We start from the raw sequence: 18,881 nt of genomic DNA, 5'->3' as shown, positions 1-18,881 counted from the left end.
CTCCTTTTTAAAATCCGTTTTTTGCAAGAAAGTCCATCGTTATGCTGCTTTTATTTTTTTCTTTTCTATGTTCAAGTCCCATCAGTTTTTCAATGTATTTGCCTATGATATCATTTTCAAGATTCACAATATCTCCCGGCCTCTTGTCGAGGAGGGTCGTTTCACTTCCGGTATGCGGTATCAACGAAACTTGGAAGCTGTCTGGCTCCACCTTTGCCACTGTTAAACTGATTCCGTCAATTGCAATCGATCCCTTTTCAACGATATACCTCATCAAACTAGGCGGTGCCGAAATTTTCACCCATGTCGCAATTTCATCAGGTGTAAGACTTACAATCCTTCCGGTTCCGTCAATATGGCCTGACACAATATGTCCTCCGAACCGCCCATTCGCTGCCATGGCTCGTTCCAAATTTACACAGCTGCCGGGTTTTAAACCGCCCAGTGAACTTCTGCTTATTGTTTCACCCATTACATCTGCTTCAAACGTTTTCCCCGAAAGGGTGCATACCGTTAAGCAAACTCCATTTACTGCCACACTATCGCCGATTTGAATCTGGTCAAAAATCTTATCGCCTTCGATCGTGAGCCTAGACGAATTTCGTCCAACGCCTATACTTTTAATTCTTCCTTTTTCTTCAATGATTCCAGTAAACATTTATTCACCTCTTTTGACATCAAACTCCAATAAAACATCCTGCCCCAGCGAGGTTATTTTTTGGTTTTCTAACAGAAATGCTTGATCCGGATTTTCTACTCCAAGGCCTTCTACCGGAGAAACCGCTTGTGCACCTCCAAATAATTTCGGTGCAATATAGCAGTAAACATGATCCACCAGCCCGCTTTCTAACGCAGCGTAATTGAGCATCCCTCCGCCTTCCAATAAAATGCTGTCAATTTTTTCTGCCCCTAACCTTTCGATCAGGTTTTGTAAATTAATATGTCCATCCTTGATATGAACATTCAGGACTTTGCAATTTGCTTCTTCCAACTGCTTTATTTTTTCTGTATCTGACGAAGCAGTCGCCACATACGTGACTATTTCTTTCGCAGTTTGTACAAGCTGAGACTCCATTGGGATTTGCAATGTTGTATCACAGATGATTCGTATTGGATTTTTGGTATTCGGCAGCCGGCAGTCCAACATGGGATTATCCTTTAGGACCGTTCCTATTCCAACCATAATTCCCATATATTGATGCCGTAGTCCATGAACATGTTCCCTGGCTTCCTCACTCGTAATCCATTTTGATTTTCCTGAATAGGTCGCTATTTTACCGTCCAAAGTCATCGCGTATTTCATTGCAACGAAGGGCTTTTTTTCTTTTATATAGTTGAAAAATATATGATTCAGCGCATCACACTGCTCTTTCATCATTCCTACTACAACTTCAATGCCAGCCTCTTCCAACTGTTTGATACCTTTGCCTGCAACCAACTCATTTGGATCGGTTGAACCAATGACTACTTTTTTTATCTTGTTCTCGATAATAGCCTCCGTACAAGGTGGCGTCTTCCCATAATGGCAGCAAGGTTCAAGGGTCACATACATCGTTGCGCCTTCTGCCGATTCACTGCAGGATGATAAAGCATTTCTTTCTGCATGCAGCTGTCCGTATTTTTCATGGTATCCTTGACCGATGATTCTTCCATTTTTGACGATTACTGCTCCTACCATCGGATTGGGATTCGTCCATCCATTGCCTTTTTGAGCAAGCTTTAAGGCTAATTCCATATATTTTTCTTCAAGCAAACCATTCATCTCCTTGTCCTTTAAAGTGCTTTTACCTATTAGGATTTCCTAATTCTAAAAAATAAAAAATAATCTTTATCATACAAAGGATTTCCTCCACGATAAAAGCCCTGAAAGAAATTTCAGGGCTTTTATCGGATTTATATTTGTTAATGACTTAATCAAAAATTAGTTTCATTAAAAACCATCGCTTATCAGAATAAGCAAAAGATTAAAAAAGCTCTGAAATGAAAACATTTCAGAGCAATATAACTAATCGTATCACAAATAAATTGTAATTGTTATCTTCTTCCATCCAGACTATACTGTCGGCCTCGGAATCTCACCGAATCAACCTTGCGGCTCGTGGGCTATACCACCGGTAGGGAATCACACCCTGCCCTGAAGATCTTTATTAAATTGTATGTGTTTATACTAGCATAGCTGTTCTATTGTGTCAACACCCTAATTACAGTTGGTCATTATTCCCTGAATCAAGGTTTTCTTTATTTTCTTCTATAAATGTTTCTGCTGTATATTGTCTATTATCCTCTACAATCGTTGCATTTCCTTCAATAATCCCAGGTCTTAAATTACCGTTTGCGAGTTCATAAAAAGCTACACCTGCAACACTCATATACGGTTGCAGCCAAATGAAACCAATCATGCCAATATAGGATACGATTTCACCCGTCACACCCGCCATTGCGTAAGGGTACACTACGCTAACGATTCCGTTCAAAATCATGGTAGGAATAATAGCAAGAAGAACCCAGCCGATAAAGCTTAATTCCATGCAAAAATATTTCATTTTATTTCCTGTCATCAGGCGTTTACTTTCCGCTAGGCACTGCATGATTCCATATTCCGGATGGTCGATCATAATTAAAAAAGCCTGGCTGTAACGATAGGCGGCGATGATTCCAGGTATAACCAGAAGTAACGACCATAGGAAAACGAACAGACCCATCATAAAGCATAATCCAAAAGCTTTACCGAAACGTTCAAATCCATAAAACACTTGAGCGACTTCTATTTCTTGGTTTCTAAATAAATTTAAGCAAAACATACTATAACCAACCGTAAATGGTCCGGTTACCAGTAATGTATATAGTGAAGATAATCCTGAATATCCTAATTCACCGCCAAAGAAAATATTTAATATAGTTGTTGGAAGCATGATTGCTACTAAATATACGAGAGTGGCAACGGCTGCTATTTGCCATTTACCTGCTAACGCCTCCCTGGCCATTGCCCGCATATTTTTACTGGCCTCAGTTACGATAATGTGATTCATTTTTCTCTTTCCCTTCCCTTTTTAGATTTTTGCTTTTACAAGCAATTAAACATGAAAGTATCATATCATACAAGCTGCGTCGCCGTATGATCCAATGAACGCCTCCCTGCGGCAACGGCTCCGCCTCCGACTCGCTCACGCTCCCTGCTGTCCGTTTTGCCGGGCCAAGCAAGCTTGGGGCAAAAAGGCAACGCCGATCCGATCACTGCGTTCATTATATTACAAAAACCCCTATTTTTCAACAAAATCCCATTTTTATAATCTAAGTTTAAGGGTTCCATAAGGAATTAACATACTATAATACTAAATTTTTCAGATATGGTTCCGCTCTTTAATTGTTCAGCGGTAGTATTATTTTGAAGCTGGTACCTATATTAGGTGTACTGAACACGTCAATCGTTCCGTTCATTTTATGCACTTCATTATATACAATGTATAATCCGAGACCATTTCCTTGACCATGTTTCTTTGTCGTAAAAAACGGATTATAGATATTTTTCAAAATTTCTTCTTCCATACCTTCCCCTGTATCGGTTACAATAATACCGAAATCATCTTCATATTTATAAATATCTATGGTTATCTTTCCACTTTCTTGGATCGCATCCATTGCATTAGACAATAAATTAATTAAAACCATATCCAAGGCTTCCACACAGATATTCGCTATAAAATCCTCTATGCAATTTACATAGATTTTTATCTGCTTTTTTTTGAGCTTTCCATAATTTAATGATACAACGGAATCAATATGGTTTCGCACATAAATACGTTCCTTCTCCATCGTATTCATCCGGGAAAAATTCAGTAAATTCGTAATGATTTTACTCGCAGTCTCCACAGATTTTTCAATAATTTGTATGGCCTGTCTTTTTTGAGCCTCATCCTCCGGATTCATATTTTTTAAAACATAACAATAATTTCTAATCAGTCCAAGTGGATTTCTTATTTCATGCGCTACACCGGCCGCTAACTGTCCGACAGCAATCATTTTATTGTTTTGAAGCATCTGACGTTCAGCCATACGTATACCGGTTACATCACTGGCCATAAATAAAATTTTCTCAATCTTACCTTTGCTGTTTTCAATTGGAAAGGTGTTAATATCCAAAATCGTTTTTCCGTAGGACAGTTCAATATATTGTCCTTTATTTTTTTCAGTTGTTTTTTCAATTTCTGCCTGCAGTTTTGTAATAGATTCTTCCGGCAATTTTAACGTATTCCAAATAGGAAAGCCAATCGGTTGATTGTTATTCATTTGCTTAATAAACATTAAAAAAGCTTTATTGACATCGATTACAATACCTTTTGGATCAAGTTCAGCCATATAGTAGGAAACACCGTTAAACGTGGTGCTCATTTCTCTTTTACTTGCCGTAAGCTGTTCCATTCTCTCCGTCAATTCTTTATATAAGTTTTTGTTGAACAAATAATATAAGAAAAAGGTGCTTAACACAGCAAGAAATACGACGAGCAACAATATGGAAAAATCCTCAAATCTATTTTCTTCCTGCAACGAATAGGAAAAGCCAAACCATTTGCTTTGCAATTGTCCAACAAGAGGACTGGATTTTATTTCTTGAACTTCTTGATTTATGGTATCATAAAGCGTTGTCTCATGGCTATTTACAATAAGGCAAACATTTTGCCCGCCTAAATCTATATTTAAGTCTGTATACTGATCCAGTAAATCATGATTTCTTAAATAGATGCTTATCGCTTGTTCATCCCCTATAATACCATCTGCTTTCATTTGTAAAGCTAAGTTTATGGCCTCCTCAACCGTACTTGCTTCCGACAACTTAAATGGGACATCATTATAGGAAATCGTCTCTCCTTGTGGTATCGTATCGGATTGGTTCACTATAACCCCTGAAAAGGATTGCGCTTTGCTCTCATTCGCCGATTCATATAAATTTGAAGACAGAAAAATAGAGTTTCTGATTTCCATCAAAGGTTTCGTAATGCTTAATGATTTCAAATGACGACGAATGAATTCATTTACCGTCACAACCGCGCAGTCCATACGGCCTTCGGTCAAATCCGCTATCATTTCCTGCTGATTTTTTATAGGTATATACGTAGGTTGAATGTTGGCAGGTTCAAAAATAGCATTTAAGTAATCGATTAAAAACCCTTTTTCTTCTGATTGATAGGCTAAATAAAGTAAATTTTCGGGGATGCCCACAATAAGTTCTCTCTTTTCATTAAACCCATGCGTTCCTTCTTGATTTACGGCAAATTGTTTGGAGCGGTCATCAATATCGAAAGGATTATCTGTATAAACAAGGGTTCCTAAAATGAAGAGAGCTACACAAATCATTATTACAATCATATTTTCCTTTTTCATACAATAGACCTCAATACTTCCTTGCGTATTTTTCACCAAAAACTAAAATTTCACGTTCTTGGGGATCTGTTTTTTCATATTTCAGTTTCATATAGATCAACATGGTAAACCCGAACAGCATCCATACGGCGACAAATATCATTGAAATCCTTGTGTCAGTAGCTAGAATGGTAGGGATATACACAATGAAATACAAGGCTGAAATAGTTACGGCGACCATCCCTACAAATTCTCCTCCTTTTACCTTAAAAGGCCGATATAGATTCGGTTCTTTTTTGCGCAGCAGTAAAAATGCCAACGCTACACATAAATACGAAAAAAGAGTGCAAAAGGAATTTGCATTGACAAGCCAAACCAACGCATTCTTGCCCAGAAAAGGTGCGGCGGTGCAAATAGATCCTACTAAAAGAGTTGCCAGCCAGGGCGTTCTATACTTGCTGTGCAATTGGCCGAAAACAGGAGGCAGCATCTTTGCCCTTCCGAGAGAAAAAATCAATCGGGATGCTCCCATAAAAAAACCATTCCAAGACGTTAATATGCCTAAGATGCCACTCAAGATCACCACTTTCCCAAAGATTTCGTCACCAAACGCATAAGCCATCACATCTGCAGTAGGCATGGTAGCGGACATTCTGATTTCAGCAGGAGCCGCAAAAGCCGTCCCGATAATCAATGTGAAATACCAAAAAAAAGCCAATACAATGCATACCATAATCGTTTTGCCGATATTCTTTGGGTGCAGATTCATTTCCTCTGAGGAGTGCGGAATAACATCAAATCCGATAAGCATGGACGGAACCATCAGAAATACATAGGAAAAACCTTTGATATCGATGAAAGGCTCTCCGATATTTTCTATACTTCCAAATGAAATTCCTCCGAAAAACATAATAAATCCAATAATAAACATCCCTGCCGTAGCCATTACTTGCACGATAATGGCCGGATGTGTTCCGAAAAGATTCAAAAGAAGCATGATGATAGAAGCGAAGCAGCCTATCGCCGTCCATGATAAATAGACGGAATATCCGGCAATATCCCATAAAAGAAATACCTGCGGAATAGGAAATAGATAATCTAATGCGGTAGCGATGGCAATACTTTCCCATGCTGCCACGCCGATGTAAGCAAATGTCATCGTCCAGCCAACGATCCAAGCAGGAATTACTCCTAAAGCTCTGTAGACGTAAACGATTTCCCCTCCGGCGAGAGGAAGCGCAGACGCTAATTCTCCATAGGCAAGTCCAACCGTACCGATAACTGCTGCACCAATAACAAATGCTAACAAAGTGCCGTAGAAACCGGCATGATTTAACCAGCTGACAGCAAGCATAACCCAGCTCCAACCAACCATCGTTCCGAATCCCAAGGCTATTACATCTGTTCTTCCTAGTGCCTTCGCAAAACTTTTTTTATTTTCTGTAGTCATTCAGTCATCTCCACATTTAATACATGTCAACTTTATTATTTACACTTTTATTATATCATACAAGCCGTGTCGCCGTATGATTCAATGAATGCTTCCTTACGGCAACGCCGAATCAATAGTTGCATTCATTATACCATACAAGCCGCGTCACAGGTTGATTCAATGAACACTTCCTTGCAGCAACGCCTGCTGCTCCGATTCGCTCTGCTCTCTGCTGTCCGTTTTGCCTAGCCAAGCAAGCTTGGTGCAAAAATACAACGCTGTATTCAATCGTTGCGTTCATTATACCACAAAGCTTCCTATGAAAAAATACGATCTGAAACAGTAAAAAAACAACCTAGATTTTCATCTAGGTTGTTCTGTCTATACTGAAGTCGTATTAGTATAAGTTAGCGAAGATTTCTCTGATTTCTTCGTCAGTTAGGAATACATAGTTGTTTCCAAGAAGTCTCTGCTGGTTAGCAACAGTGCTCTGAGTAAACTCATCGATCTGAGCTTCAACCATTCCATACTCTCTTAAAGGCTTCTTAGCGATTAGCTTGTTCAAGAAGTCTTCTAGAGCATCATAAAGCTTTTCATCATTTGGAACGCCTAAGATATCAGCAAAGATCTGGTTAGCTTGCTGAATCTTTCCGTTAGGGTCCTTTCTCATGTACATCTTGAATACTTCTGTGAAGAACTGGTAGTTCGCTTCACCATGAGGTACGTGGAAAGCTCCGCCGATGGAGTAGGACAATGCATGTACTGCCGCACATCCAGCGTTACCGAAAGCAATACCAGCATAGCAAGAAGCAAGACAGAAGTTCTTAAGGTTGTTTAATCTTTCGTCTTGACCCTTTGCAATGATTTCCTTGTATCCAGCCATGATCATTTCGATAGCCTTTAAGGAATACATTTCTGTGAAAGGAGATGCCTTAGGTGATAGGAATGATTCAATAGCATGAATTAGAGCATCAACGGAACTTGTTACGAAGAACTTATAAGGAAGCCCCTTAACAGTTTCAGGAACAAGAACAGCGATATCAGCATATGTTTCGTCTACAGCGATACCCTTCTTTACGTGTAATGACTTTAATTCAGCGATAGCAACGTTAGTTACTTCTGAACCAGTACCACAAGTTGTAGGAACTACTACTAATTCCTTAATCTTCTTAGGAGCAACTGCGCCAGTGAAAAGATCAACTGACTTTTCAGGAACGTCAAGAGCTAGAACTTTGCAGATATCAACAATTGTACCGCCACCAAAAGCGATAATTCTGTCGAAGTCATACTTCTTCATTTCAGCTGCCATAGCATCGATCATTTCATCTGATGGTTCGCCGGTACCAAACTTTTCCTGTAAAATTACATTTGTTTCAACTCCTAGTGGAGCAACGTATGGAGTATACATCCATTCGTTTGTTACAAGTAAGTCTTTCTTTCCAACTTTGAATTCGTCATTAAATTCCTTGAAAGTGTCAAAATAAAACACCTTAGGTACTACTCTTAAAGCTTGCATAATTTTACCTCCATTATATAATCAAATTATAACTGATACTAATTGATCTGGTTCCAATTAGAATGCCGCGTTGAATCTCTTTTCAAATTCAGCCTTTAATTCATCTTTGAAATCAGGGTGTGCAATATTGATTAACGCTCTTGCTCTGTCCTGTAAAGACTTACCCTTCATTTCAGCAATACCATATTCCGTTACGACATAGTCCGCATCGTTTCTGGATGTAGTTACAGCTGCACCGTGATCGATGAATGGAACGATCTTCGAAATCATACTTCCATCCTTCTTCTTTGCAACGGAAGGCATCGCGATGATCGCTTTACCTTTTCCGTCAATAGACATGGATGCACCTCTTACGAAGTCAACCTGACCGCCTACTCCTGAGAACTGCTTTGTCCCAATACTATCGGATACAATCTGACCCATAAAATCAACTTGCAAGCAAGCATTGATGCAAACCATTTTGGAGCACTGTGCAACTACAGATGGATGATTTATGTAGTCAACCGGCTTTAATTCAACCTTTGGATTGTTTGCAGCGAAATCATAAAGTCTCTTCGTTCCCATTAAGAATGTTATTGCCATTTTGCCTTTGTCGATAGACTTTTGGCTGCAGTCTATAACGCCTGCTTCGTAAAGATCTACAACACCGTCGGAAATCATTTCAGAGTGGATACCAAGGTGTTTCTTGTCCTTAAGCTGTGAAAGTACAGCATCCGGAATAGCTCCGATACCAAGCTGTAATGTGGAACCATCTTCGATTAGGGAAGCGCAGTGCTTACCAATAGCAGCTTCTACTTCACCGATCTTAGGAAGTCCGATTTCTGGAAGTGGATGTGAAGTTTCTACGAACTTGTCGATTTCACTAACGTGAACAAATGTATCTCCATAAACTACAGGTACCTGATCATTTACTTCAGCAAGTACAATTTTTGCTGATTTGATAGCCTGCATCGTATAGTCAGAAGATACACCCACACAGCAGAATCCGTTATGATCTGGAGGGGATACCATTACCATGAATACATCAACATGGAAAATGTCTTTTCTGATTAAAGATGGTACCTCGTGGAAGAATACAGGGACAAACTGTCCGTGTCCTTCTGCAATGGATCCTCTTGTTGAAGGGCTTGTAAACCAACCTTCAAAAGTAAAGTTTTCCTTATATTCTGGTTTTGAGTATTCACCCTTTCCAAGGGTAACCATGTGTGAAACCGTTACATTCTTGTATGCAGCTGCATTCGCAACCATTGCTTCTACAAGAACTGGCGGTTCAGCAACACAGTGCGCAAATAGCACTCTGTCACCTGACTTAATGCTCTTTACTGCTTCATCTGCAGTGCATGTTCTGTCTTCATAAATTTTTTTCCAATCCATTTTGCTCCTCCATAAATAGAATAGATAATATTAGCATTTGTTTAATAAAAACTCAACCATATCATCTTCATGTTCCTCATCCCATATCTTGATCACCCCGTCAGCTTCAAATTGCAAATAGGATGCGCAGCAATTTGTGCATCCCCCAATGACAAGAATCACATCATATGGGACTCCTTCCTCTGCTATGAAAAATTCAACTTTACCTGCAAGCTTGTTTTTAATGCGTTCGTAGACAGCACCTCGATCAAATCTCGGATTGCAACCGCCACAAAATCTCACGCCGCACTTCATGTTCATTCCTCCTATGAATCACTCCCTGCGCCGTCATGCAGAGAAGTTCTATTTTTCTAAAATAAGCCGCTCAGCAATAAGGCTGGGCGGCCTATTATTAAATTGCACATCAAACCTACCGAGCTATACAATCGGCAGACTTAGAAATTTTAGCAACTTTTTATTTAATTCCAGCGATTGCCTTAGCTAATTCTTTCTTAGCGTTGATGTTGCCCTGACGAGCGATCATGATTCTCTGAGCCTGAGGGGAACCTGCACCATGCATGGATTCAGTTCTGTAACCTACAGCGGATGCACCTAAGCAGATGTTTTCTAAGAATCTAAGAACTCTCATTCTTTCTTCTGTTGTGCAAGTAGGAGCAGCAGCGAAGAACTTATTGCAGAAATCTCCAATAGTTTCGCCATCTCTACCAACAACTGTTTCTGACTTAAAGTCAGCTTCTGAAGGCATAGTAACCATTAATCCACCAGCGATATCTTCAGCTAGTCTTACGATTTCGTAAGGGAATCTAGTGATGTTCTGCTTACATACATTTGCAAGAAGAAGGTCAATCTGATAGTTACCAGCAGCAGTTGGATAACCTTCTGCTGAACAAGCAATACCGCAGCAATATAAAGTTTCATTTAAGTGAGTCATTTCGATAAGCTTATCTTTAACGTGAGAAGCCTTCTGAGCTCCATTGTAGTCAGCAGCTAAAGCAGCAGCACCGATTACAACGTCGCCTACTCCAACCTTACATCCGCCGTATGACTGTCTGTGGTATCCAGCAAATCTTTCTACCATCATGCCAGCGAAATCATATTCTTGGCAAAGGAAGATTCTGTCATTTGGAATAAATACGTTATCGAATACGACTAAAGCTTCCTGTCCGCCGAACTGCTTGTTACCAAGGTCAATGTCAGCGCCTTCTTCCATCTTTCTTGTGTCACATGACTGTCTGCCGTAGATCATGAATAGACCATCAGCATCGGAAGGACAAGCAAATGATACTGCATAATCCTTATCAGCTTCTGTCATAGCGATTGTAGGCATGATGATGTGTTCGTGGGAGTTGATGGAACCAGTCTGGTGAGCCTTAGCTCCTCTTACAACGATACCATCTTCTCTTTTTTCAACGATTCTCAAGAAAAGATCTGGATCCTTCTGTGCGGATGGAGCAAGTCCTCTGTCACCCTTAGGGTCAGTCATTGCACCGTCAACAATAAGGTCATTTTCCTGTATATACTTTAAGTATTCAGTAAAGTTCTTGTGATAGTTTGTTCCATATTTCTGGTCGATTTCATATGTAGTTGAGAAAACTGCATTGAAAGCGTCCATACCTACACATCTCTGGAAGCATGATGCGGTCTTCTGTCCAAGAAGTCTCTGCATCTTAACCTTTTTTCTAAGGTCATCTGTGCTCTGGTGTAGATTTGCAAATCTGTTGATAGTTTTACCTATTAAGTTTGACTTTGTAGTCATTAAGTCAGCGTACTGAGGATCCTGAGCTAATTCATAAGTCATTGCTACGCAGTTGATGGAAGGTCTGATCATTGGATGATCCACCCAATTCTCGATTTTTTCACCAAACATATAAACTCTTGTGTTTAGCTTTCTTAGACTCTCAATGTACTGTTCTGCTGTCATTAACATAATATAATCACTCCTTCTTAAAATAATGATATAAATGATATAATCAAGGTCAGGTGCCGCCTTAACTTTCGACACCAACCTTAATAACTAAATAATAAGCAACTTATGTGTAGTTATTGTGTAAATTTATATAATTTCTTTGCTTATTTTTTGCTTACACTGTTATTCTTGCCGTCTTGCTTATGCTTCTTTATTTAAAATTTTTCTTGCCATGTCCAAAATGTCCTCGCTCACAGAGTTGTCTAACCTTACGTCGTCTAGCCCCTTACATTCTTCCATAACAATCTGCTTTACTACATCTTCTATTGTAATCTGCGCCGATGGACAGGAACAACAGGCCCCCGTCAATTTAACCCAAGCTACATTATCTTCTAACTTTGAGAGTATGGCACCACCATAATGCTCAGCGAGCACCGGGTTCACTTTTGTCTCAAGTACTTCTTTGATTTTTTCTTCCATATTATTCCAAACCTCACATGATGCGATTTAAGTTCATCTCTGAACACTTTTAAGTATAGTCTTTAAACTTATAATTTTCAAGAGTAATATTCTATATAAACTGGGAAACCAATACTTTTTTTCCCTCCAAAAAAACACATAGCAAACAAATAATAGTTTCTAGTTATAATACAATATGTTATACTTATTTTCATGAAAAAGAGTGGCAATTGTCAAAAAACTTCAGAGCGTTTTAGATGCCCGCTTTTGCCCTGTTTTCAAAGTTTTTAGAAAATTACCGGAGAAGATCAATGAGCAGATGTATTATCATAACTGCGTACCTCGAAGGTCGCATTAAAGACAGCATAGAAATTCAAAAAAATGACTTTATTATTTGTGCCGACGGAGGATATCGGTATGCAAAAAAAGAAAAAATAACGCCCCATTTACTAATCGGGGACCTTGATTCTTTTACTGAAAAATTGCCTGATGAAATTCAAATTATAAAGCATCCTGTAGAAAAAGATGATACCGACACCATGTTATGCATTAAACATGCCGTCCAACACAATTTTGACGAAATCGTTTTAATCGGGGGGATGGGCGGACGAATCGACCATACACTGTCCAATCTGCAAAGTATGTCCTGGACTGCAGATTATTGGACATCACAAAACGATAAACACAAAATTAGCATGCGTGATGCAAAAAACCAGGTTATTATTCTTCAAAACAACTCCATTTTATTAGAAGGCAATATAGGAGATAAAATTTCTTTAATCAGTTATTCGGAAAAATGCAGCGGTATTTTTACACAAGGATTAAAATGGCCATTATCAGATGCCACTCTTACGAACAGTTTTCCGGTCGGCATCAGCAACGAGTTCACGGATACCGCTGCTGCTGTTTCTGTCGAAGAGGGGAAACTGTTGATTGTTTTATCGAAGGATTGATGCCTTTTTCATAGGCACTTTTTCAACAAAAGACTATTTTTTAACTAAAAAGGCTGCTTCATTAATCGCTTTGATGTTGAAGCAGCCACTTTTTGATTATTTTTTTAATTAAATGCTTTATCGATATCCATCCCGTCTTGGTATACCTTTCTTAAAATATCATTTTGCAAGATGTAGACCGAAGTATCCGAAATCTCCATGGATCGAACGTAGTCGTCATAATAATCGTTTACTTCAACGCTTTTTCTTGTTTTTAAATCCCACGCTCTGCTATTTTCGAAAACGCCGTCACGAGACATTTCAAAGCCGATTTGATTGGAAAAGAACGAGCCATACACCAGGTAAGCATGTTCAGCAATCAAACCGTCCCTATAATTGATCAAATTATGCCCTAAATAGATGGTATCCAACTTGTCAAATCCCATTAAATAGGCGATAGTCGGTAAGAAATCGATCTGTCCGCCCGCGTTATGGCACACCTGGGTAATACTGTCATCTGAATCCGGTATGTGTATAATCAACGGAATATTCATACGGTCATCCCAATCATAATCATGACCTAAAATTCTCGTCATGATCTTATCGGTTTCCTCCGCCTTTGGTAAGCCCATATGATCTCCATAGAAGGCAAATACCGTATTTTCATATAATCCGGCCTTCTTCATTTCATCGATTAACTTGCCTAATGCATAATCCGTATAGGCCGCGCTGGTCAAGTAGTTGCCAACTAACGTTCCTTCATCTTCCGGCAGCAAGTCGATAAATTTATACTTATCGAGCATTTCATAAGGATGGTGGTTGGAAAGTGTTATGACAAAACTATAGAAAGGCTCCTGCAATTCTTTAATATAGTCAACGGCCTGCGGATAAAATTCTGAGTCGGTTAACCCCCAGCCCATCCATTCAGTCATTTCGAAGCATCCGTCTTTGTTCCCTTTCAATCCCCCATAATAATGGTCGAATCCCATGTTTCCATAGATATCATCTCTATTCCAAAAGTCTCTATTTTCATGGGCGTGAAGTACGGCTGTCTCGTATCCTTTTTCCTTCAGCAATACCGGCAAGCCTCTAAAATAGTTATTTTCATATAGTTGATAGGTAAACGCCTGAATAGATCCCATCATCGAATTATTGGTAGCATATTCTGCATCAGAGGTGTTTCCGGTTCCGACTTGCTGATAATAATGATCAAAATAAATCGAATGATCTTTCACCAAACTATTCAACACAGGCGTCACTTCTTGTCCGTTATATTCTAATCCGAGTAAAAAGTTTTGAAAAGATTCCATTTGGACTACAACCAAATTCTTTCCTTCCCCTACGCCAAATAGCGGCCCCTCTTTTTCATCTTGATAGTGGTCGGTAAACGCTATCACATGCTTCTGGTTTGCTCCTCCTGTAATCAGGTCTTTCATATGATATGTATAGAACTCCTGATTCGTAACAGATTTCACAAACGGAACGACAGAGCTGCTGGCAATTAATATAAAAATCAAGGCCAAAGGCAAAACCTGATTCCGATGGACTTGTACCCATTGGAGTGATTCTCTCTTTCTTCTAGCTTTTAATCGCTCTCTCCTATTCATCACAGAAGTGCTGGTTTGATATTCTTGTCGGGAAACAATTTCCACATTTTTTTCAATAACAGTATATTTATTTTCTTGAGGGATAATAAAGTCATCATCAGTTAACACAACGTCCGCTTTCGCCTCAGCCGATCTGTCTTTTATCCTTGTACTAGCTGTAATAATGGTAGCAAAGATCAGCACGGAGTCGGCGAACATAAAGAAATTAATCGGCCTCATCACCTGTTTAATACTTGCAGTAATATCCCCTAACATGCCTGCAGAACCTGCCAGCGCCACCGACAGGTATTTATTGAAAAAGCTGCAATACGTAACATCCGCAAACATTAACACGGAAAAAATCGCATATAAAACAGCCGGAATCAGCTTATTTTTAAACGAAGCAAAAAGAAAATAGGTTATCACCATTGAGATCAAACATACCATTATAAAATTGTCGTGGATAGACATTAAATTGTAAAAAACAATAAATTTAGCAAGTACAAATCCAATCGTCACACATCCTAGTAGCCCATATACTCCCTTATACTCTAAAAAAATATCTTTTATTTTATCCGTGTACTTATTCATTTTCGCATCTCCATTTAACAAAATAACCTTTTTATCATATCATGTTTTAAGTTAGCCTTCAATAACTGAATACTTTCTTCATTAAAGCTTCACAATTCTGTCTACAAAATGTAAAATATCTGTCATTGGAAAAACTTAGTTTCTTGATGTATAATAATTTTATAAACAAGGGTCAGAGGGGGACCATACAAAAGAATTAGAGAAAAGAGGAAGTTATGAAAAAGCACACCGTCGTCGTTATTACACTTATATGCTTGTTATTTACCTCCGTAGCCGCATTTTCATTAAGGGCTTGGGCAAGTGAATACGACCCGTATTCCATCTATTATAACAGCAAATCCACCGGCTACACCGGTTACATCATCAACAACACCCCTTATTTACCTATTGCTATGATCGGAAATTATGCAAAAAATAGCGGTATTTCAGTAGACTCTGCCAATAAAAAGTTAAATATTAACCTGAGCAGCGAAAAGATACTGTTAGGGGATGATCAGATTACAAACTTTGTTAAATCCAATGCCGGAACGGTTTACATCCCTTTACGTGACATTGAGGGCAGTCTGTATTTTCCTCTGAACACCACTGAGCAGTTTTTTAAACTAAGTTACAGCATCTCAGGCAGTAAAATTAAACTGAAAGAATATTCGGGTACCGATAAAGTGGCCAAAGTAAATACGTCCAGTGCAGATGCCGTTACCTCTTTATTAAATGGTTCAGGAGAAAAAGTTCAATTGGATTATGATGAAACGGTAATGATTCTCGGAGAAACCGGCAACTTTTATAAAATCGCCACCAATGATGTGGATGAAGCGTATACATACAAAAACAACATAACCATATCTCAGATAGACCTTGCTTCCTATGATTTTTATGCTCCTAAAAAGGACAAATTTAAGCAAGGCTCACAAAAAATCAATTTAGCTTGGCAATATGTCAGCTCTTTTACACCGGAAGCTCCGCAAAAGTACGCCGGATTGGATATACTTGCTCCGACTTGGTTTGACCTGATTGTCAATGGCAGCGGAAATGTAGAAAACAACGGAGATAAAGGATATACAGATACTTGCCATAAGAACGGATATATGGTTTGGTCCACTATTACAAATAATATGTCTACCAAAGGCTCTACTGCTTTTACTACGCAAGTTTTTAACGATCAAAACATGCTTTATAAATCCATTGCTCAATATTTGTTCTATGCATGTTTATATGATGTAGACGGAATCAATATTGACTATGAAGATGTGGTAGATGCCGATGCAGCTAATCTTGTTCACTTTACAAAAACGTTAAGAGCCTTTACAGACCGTCAAGGATTAACTCTTTCTATCGACACCTCCATACCGGCAAGCTGGACGATTGAATATGATCGGGATGCTCTGGCGAAATATGTGGATTATATAGCTATCATGAGTTATGATGAACATTATTCCGGAAGTAAAACCCCGGGTTCTGTTGCTTCCCTGCCATGGGCTGAAAAAGCAATCAAAAATACGATCGCAGAAGGGGTACCGGCTAATAAAATCCTCATGGGTATGCCGCTCTATACAAGAGTTTGGTGCATGAACAGCGACGGCAGCCTTGCCTCGAACAAATCAGCGACCATGACATGGGTAAACAATATGCTGTCCACATCAGGCCGCACGCCTACTTATTTAAGTGATGTCGGTCAAAACTATATTGAATATGCAGACGGAAACACCACTGCAAAAATTTGGATAGAGGATAGCACCTCCATCTCAAACCGATTAAAACTTGTCCAACGTTATAATCTTGCCGGAGGGGCATGCTGGCAATACAGCCAAGGAGCACCGGAAATATGGGCTATATTCAATAATTACAAATAAAAAAATCGTCTTCGACGAACTTATTTTCCTACGTTATAAAAAAAGCCCCTGTGAGGCGCTTTTAGCTCCCATTCGGTCGCATTTCAGCGGTAGCTTTTTATAAAACTCCGTCATATCGCAAGCGATATCTCCTACGTTATAAAAAACTTAGGAATCAGTAGACAGAACCTATAGAATAGACACTAAAAATCTATTCTTATAGGTTCTTTTTAATCACTTAAGCCTCTATATTGTATTCTATTTATAATGTCTTCTTTGCTCTCGTATTATTAAACCATTCCATTGTTGCTTTACTATGTTCTTCCGGAATTTTATTCTTTACTTGGTCATGCAGCCACGCTAACGTCTTATTTCTCAAATATTGTCTCATCTGCTCTTCTGCATCTAACATCACAACTTTTATCAGACAGGGGCATTTTGTATGCGTATCAGGTAAGTTGTTTTTATCTAATAAGATCTCATTTTGTCTAATCTCCGCACACTGAAATAACGGGGAAGACCCTTCTATTGCTTCAACTATATCCCAAAATGTTATATTTTCAGGCGCACGGGCTAATTCATATCCTCCATTAACACCTGGTATGGACTTGATTATTCCTGCTTTTCTTAGTTTGGTATATACTTTTGATAAATACGTCTCCGATACCCCTTGATATGTCGCTAAGTCTTTAATCCCAACAGATGTACCTGATGGAATATCTACCATATATAGCATACAATGCAATGCATATTCTACTCCGATAGAAAATTGCACTAAAACCACCCTCCTATATGACAATGTCGTCTTTCCCATATTACTTTAATATTTTTTATTAGTCAACCTATAACCTTTAAATTAAAGACAATACTTATCTTTAATATATATTTATTGTTGACAATGTAGAAATTTGATTTTATAATAATTGTAGATAACAGTTGTCTATAATATATCTAATATGTTTATTTAATTAGGAGGAATTGTATAATGCTACCAGAAAAATTTTATGATGTATTGAAAAATGAAGGTATCGTGTCCATTATATCATGGGGAGTAACGGAACCACATGTGGTTAACACTTGGAATTCATATATCGTTGTAACCCCTGATGAAAGAATTTTAATTCCGGCAGCAGGGATGCGAAAGACAGAAAAAAATGTAAATCAGAATAACCTAATCAAGATGGCTTTAGGCAGTAAAGAAGTTGTAGGATACAATGATTATCAAGGGACAGGCTTCGTCATTGAAGGAACGGCAAAATTTATTGATTCCGGTTCGGATTTCGATCAAATGAAAGAAAAATTTGCATTTTTAACAAGAGTGTTAGAAATAACTGCTACATCTGCAAAACAAATGCTTTAAATAATAGTTGCTGCTCTTAGTCGTTACAAGGAAAAAGAAGGTCGGGCAACTCAGCATTGAACTGAATTACTCGACCCTTTTTTATTATGTAGGAAAATATTGCTTGCGATATTGATGGAATATCAAAAAGTCTACGGATAAAATGCGACCGAATGGGAGCTAAAAGTTCCTCGAAGAGGACTTTTTTACTATTTTAATAGAACTACGGTTAATCCGCGGTTTCCGTCTATATACGTACTGAAGTCTCTAAGCTGAGTGCAAATTTCAACGAATTGACGTTTTCGATTCAGCCATTCTTCCCCGCCAACAGATTCACGCACAACGCCTCTCAAACTTCCTTCTCGAAGTTTACTTTTTAAAGCTACTTTGATAGCCCCTCCTACGCCGGAAGAACCATATCCGTGTATCACGATAACGGCACGATAGCCGGTTCGTTTTGCCGTCGTAAGTTCGTCAACCAATTTTCTCATCGCTACATCTACTGTAGGGTTTCCTCTCTCTAAATTCACTTCCTTGACTTTTACTGCACCCACGTTCT

At 38.8% G+C, this 18,881-nt stretch carries 18 protein-coding genes and 1 riboswitch; of the genes, 3 read left to right on the top strand and 15 right to left on the bottom strand.

The window, feature by feature from the left end:
* Positions 1-7: 7 nt before the first annotated feature.
* The 12 genes from JYB65_RS02245 to JYB65_RS02190 all read right to left on the bottom strand — a co-directional run bounded on the left by JYB65_RS02245 (position 8) and on the right by JYB65_RS02190 (position 12,066).
* Positions 8-658 (bottom strand): riboflavin synthase, encoded by a 651-nt coding sequence (locus JYB65_RS02245; RefSeq protein ID WP_206580983.1) that lies wholly within the window; start codon positions 656-658, stop codon positions 8-10.
* A complete protein-coding gene (gene ribD, locus JYB65_RS02240) occupies positions 659-1,753 on the bottom strand; it encodes a bifunctional diaminohydroxyphosphoribosylaminopyrimidine deaminase/5-amino-6-(5-phosphoribosylamino)uracil reductase RibD (RefSeq protein ID WP_206580981.1) in 1,095 nt (364 codons plus the stop codon). It abuts the gene before it with no gap.
* 279 nt (positions 1,754-2,032) lie between these two features.
* A riboswitch (FMN riboswitch) is annotated at positions 2,033-2,146 on the bottom strand.
* Positions 2,147-2,201: 55 nt separating this feature from the next.
* A complete protein-coding gene (locus JYB65_RS02235; RefSeq protein ID WP_206580973.1) occupies positions 2,202-3,029 on the bottom strand; it encodes a DUF975 family protein in 828 nt (275 codons plus the stop codon).
* 65 nt (positions 3,030-3,094) lie between these two features.
* The gene (locus tag JYB65_RS02230; RefSeq protein ID WP_206580971.1) at positions 3,095-3,244 is read right to left on the bottom strand and encodes a hypothetical protein; all 150 of its coding nucleotides are present in this window, start codon (positions 3,242-3,244) and stop codon (positions 3,095-3,097) included.
* Between the two features lie 116 nt (positions 3,245-3,360).
* The gene (locus JYB65_RS02225) at positions 3,361-5,379 is read right to left on the bottom strand and encodes an ATP-binding protein (RefSeq protein ID WP_206580969.1); all 2,019 of its coding nucleotides are present in this window, start codon (positions 5,377-5,379) and stop codon (positions 3,361-3,363) included.
* 10 nt (positions 5,380-5,389) lie between these two features.
* Complete coding sequence (locus tag JYB65_RS02220) at positions 5,390-6,808, bottom strand: APC family permease (protein WP_206580967.1); 1,419 nt, start codon at positions 6,806-6,808, stop codon at positions 5,390-5,392.
* Between the two features lie 112 nt (positions 6,809-6,920).
* The gene (locus JYB65_RS02215) at positions 6,921-7,091 is read right to left on the bottom strand and encodes a hypothetical protein (protein ID WP_206580965.1); all 171 of its coding nucleotides are present in this window, start codon (positions 7,089-7,091) and stop codon (positions 6,921-6,923) included.
* A 96-nt stretch (positions 7,092-7,187) separates the two neighbouring features.
* Positions 7,188-8,306, bottom strand: coding sequence for a 4-hydroxybutyrate dehydrogenase (locus tag JYB65_RS02210; RefSeq protein WP_206580963.1), 1,119 nt, complete (start codon positions 8,304-8,306; stop codon positions 7,188-7,190).
* 57 nt (positions 8,307-8,363) lie between these two features.
* Positions 8,364-9,680, bottom strand: a complete 1,317-nt coding sequence (locus JYB65_RS02205; protein WP_206580961.1) for an acetyl-CoA hydrolase/transferase family protein — start codon at positions 9,678-9,680, stop codon at positions 8,364-8,366.
* 30 nt (positions 9,681-9,710) lie between these two features.
* Positions 9,711-9,974, bottom strand: a complete 264-nt coding sequence (locus JYB65_RS02200; protein WP_206580958.1) for a hypothetical protein — start codon at positions 9,972-9,974, stop codon at positions 9,711-9,713.
* Positions 9,975-10,134: 160 nt separating this feature from the next.
* Positions 10,135-11,607, bottom strand: a complete 1,473-nt coding sequence (abfD, locus tag JYB65_RS02195; RefSeq protein WP_155758543.1) for a 4-hydroxybutyryl-CoA dehydratase/vinylacetyl-CoA-Delta-isomerase — start codon at positions 11,605-11,607, stop codon at positions 10,135-10,137.
* 180 nt (positions 11,608-11,787) lie between these two features.
* On the bottom strand, positions 11,788-12,066 hold the full coding sequence (locus JYB65_RS02190; protein ID WP_206580956.1) for a NifU family protein: 279 nt from the start codon (positions 12,064-12,066) through the stop codon (positions 11,788-11,790).
* A gap of 290 nt (positions 12,067-12,356) precedes the next feature.
* Here JYB65_RS02190 and JYB65_RS02185 point away from each other — a divergent pair, with 290 nt between their 5' ends.
* Positions 12,357-12,998 carry a thiamine diphosphokinase gene (locus JYB65_RS02185; RefSeq protein ID WP_206580954.1) on the top strand — a complete coding sequence of 214 codons (642 nt, stop codon included), beginning with the start codon at positions 12,357-12,359 and terminating at the stop codon, positions 12,996-12,998.
* 104 nt (positions 12,999-13,102) lie between these two features.
* On the opposite strand, the gene JYB65_RS02180 is transcribed toward JYB65_RS02185, so the two are convergent.
* Complete coding sequence (locus tag JYB65_RS02180; RefSeq protein ID WP_206580940.1) at positions 13,103-15,154, bottom strand: LTA synthase family protein; 2,052 nt, start codon at positions 15,152-15,154, stop codon at positions 13,103-13,105.
* Positions 15,155-15,369: 215 nt separating this feature from the next.
* Between JYB65_RS02180 and JYB65_RS02175 the strand changes: the two genes are divergently transcribed.
* Entirely contained in the window at positions 15,370-17,004 is a 1,635-nt protein-coding gene (locus tag JYB65_RS02175) for a glycosyl hydrolase family 18 protein (protein WP_206580933.1), read from the top strand.
* A 241-nt stretch (positions 17,005-17,245) separates the two neighbouring features.
* Here the strand turns inward: JYB65_RS02175 and JYB65_RS02170 are convergent, their stop codons facing one another.
* The gene (locus JYB65_RS02170; RefSeq protein WP_206580931.1) at positions 17,246-17,758 is read right to left on the bottom strand and encodes an Rrf2 family transcriptional regulator; all 513 of its coding nucleotides are present in this window, start codon (positions 17,756-17,758) and stop codon (positions 17,246-17,248) included.
* 210 nt (positions 17,759-17,968) lie between these two features.
* On the opposite strand from JYB65_RS02170, the gene JYB65_RS02165 reads away from it, so the two are divergent.
* Positions 17,969-18,343 carry a pyridoxamine 5'-phosphate oxidase family protein gene (locus JYB65_RS02165; protein WP_206580929.1) on the top strand — a complete coding sequence of 125 codons (375 nt, stop codon included), beginning with the start codon at positions 17,969-17,971 and terminating at the stop codon, positions 18,341-18,343.
* A gap of 188 nt (positions 18,344-18,531) precedes the next feature.
* Here JYB65_RS02165 and JYB65_RS02160 read toward each other — a convergent pair whose 3' ends face one another.
* Positions 18,532-18,876: a Smr/MutS family protein gene (locus JYB65_RS02160; RefSeq protein ID WP_206580928.1), complete on the bottom strand. Its 345-nt coding sequence runs from the start codon at positions 18,874-18,876 to the stop codon at positions 18,532-18,534.
* Positions 18,877-18,881 lie beyond the last annotated feature (5 nt).

The organism is Clostridium aminobutyricum (assembly GCF_017255415.1).
Classification (GTDB): Bacteria; Bacillota; Clostridia; order Peptostreptococcales; family Anaerovoracaceae; genus Aminipila; species Aminipila aminobutyrica.
The sequence above is the reverse complement of the archived record's forward strand: the minus strand, read 5'-3'. Positions and strand labels throughout refer to the sequence as shown.

What these genes read in the sequence shown, in the direction of transcription:
- JYB65_RS02245 (WP_206580983.1), bottom strand. Translation starts at nt 658, where the DNA reads ATGTTTACTGGAATCATTGAAGAAAAAGGAAGAATTAAAAGTATAGGC.
- JYB65_RS02235 (WP_206580973.1), bottom strand. Translation starts at nt 3,029, where the DNA reads ATGAATCACATTATCGTAACTGAGGCCAGTAAAAATATGCGGGCAATG.
- JYB65_RS02230 (WP_206580971.1), bottom strand. Translation starts at nt 3,244, where the DNA reads ATGAACGCAGTGATCGGATCGGCGTTGCCTTTTTGCCCCAAGCTTGCT.
- JYB65_RS02225 (WP_206580969.1), bottom strand. Translation starts at nt 5,379, where the DNA reads ATGAAAAAGGAAAATATGATTGTAATAATGATTTGTGTAGCTCTCTTC.
- JYB65_RS02220 (WP_206580967.1), bottom strand. Translation starts at nt 6,808, where the DNA reads ATGACTACAGAAAATAAAAAAAGTTTTGCGAAGGCACTAGGAAGAACA.
- JYB65_RS02215 (WP_206580965.1), bottom strand. Translation starts at nt 7,091, where the DNA reads ATGAACGCAACGATTGAATACAGCGTTGTATTTTTGCACCAAGCTTGC.
- JYB65_RS02210 (WP_206580963.1), bottom strand. Translation starts at nt 8,306, where the DNA reads ATGCAAGCTTTAAGAGTAGTACCTAAGGTGTTTTATTTTGACACTTTC.
- JYB65_RS02205 (WP_206580961.1), bottom strand. Translation starts at nt 9,680, where the DNA reads ATGGATTGGAAAAAAATTTATGAAGACAGAACATGCACTGCAGATGAA.
- JYB65_RS02200 (WP_206580958.1), bottom strand. Translation starts at nt 9,974, where the DNA reads ATGAAGTGCGGCGTGAGATTTTGTGGCGGTTGCAATCCGAGATTTGAT.
- abfD (WP_155758543.1), bottom strand. Translation starts at nt 11,607, where the DNA reads ATGTTAATGACAGCAGAACAGTACATTGAGAGTCTAAGAAAGCTAAAC.
- JYB65_RS02190 (WP_206580956.1), bottom strand. Translation starts at nt 12,066, where the DNA reads ATGGAAGAAAAAATCAAAGAAGTACTTGAGACAAAAGTGAACCCGGTG.
- JYB65_RS02185 (WP_206580954.1), top strand. Translation starts at nt 12,357, where the DNA reads ATGAGCAGATGTATTATCATAACTGCGTACCTCGAAGGTCGCATTAAA.
- JYB65_RS02180 (WP_206580940.1), bottom strand. Translation starts at nt 15,154, where the DNA reads ATGAATAAGTACACGGATAAAATAAAAGATATTTTTTTAGAGTATAAG.
- JYB65_RS02175 (WP_206580933.1), top strand. Translation starts at nt 15,370, where the DNA reads ATGAAAAAGCACACCGTCGTCGTTATTACACTTATATGCTTGTTATTT.
- JYB65_RS02165 (WP_206580929.1), top strand. Translation starts at nt 17,969, where the DNA reads ATGCTACCAGAAAAATTTTATGATGTATTGAAAAATGAAGGTATCGTG.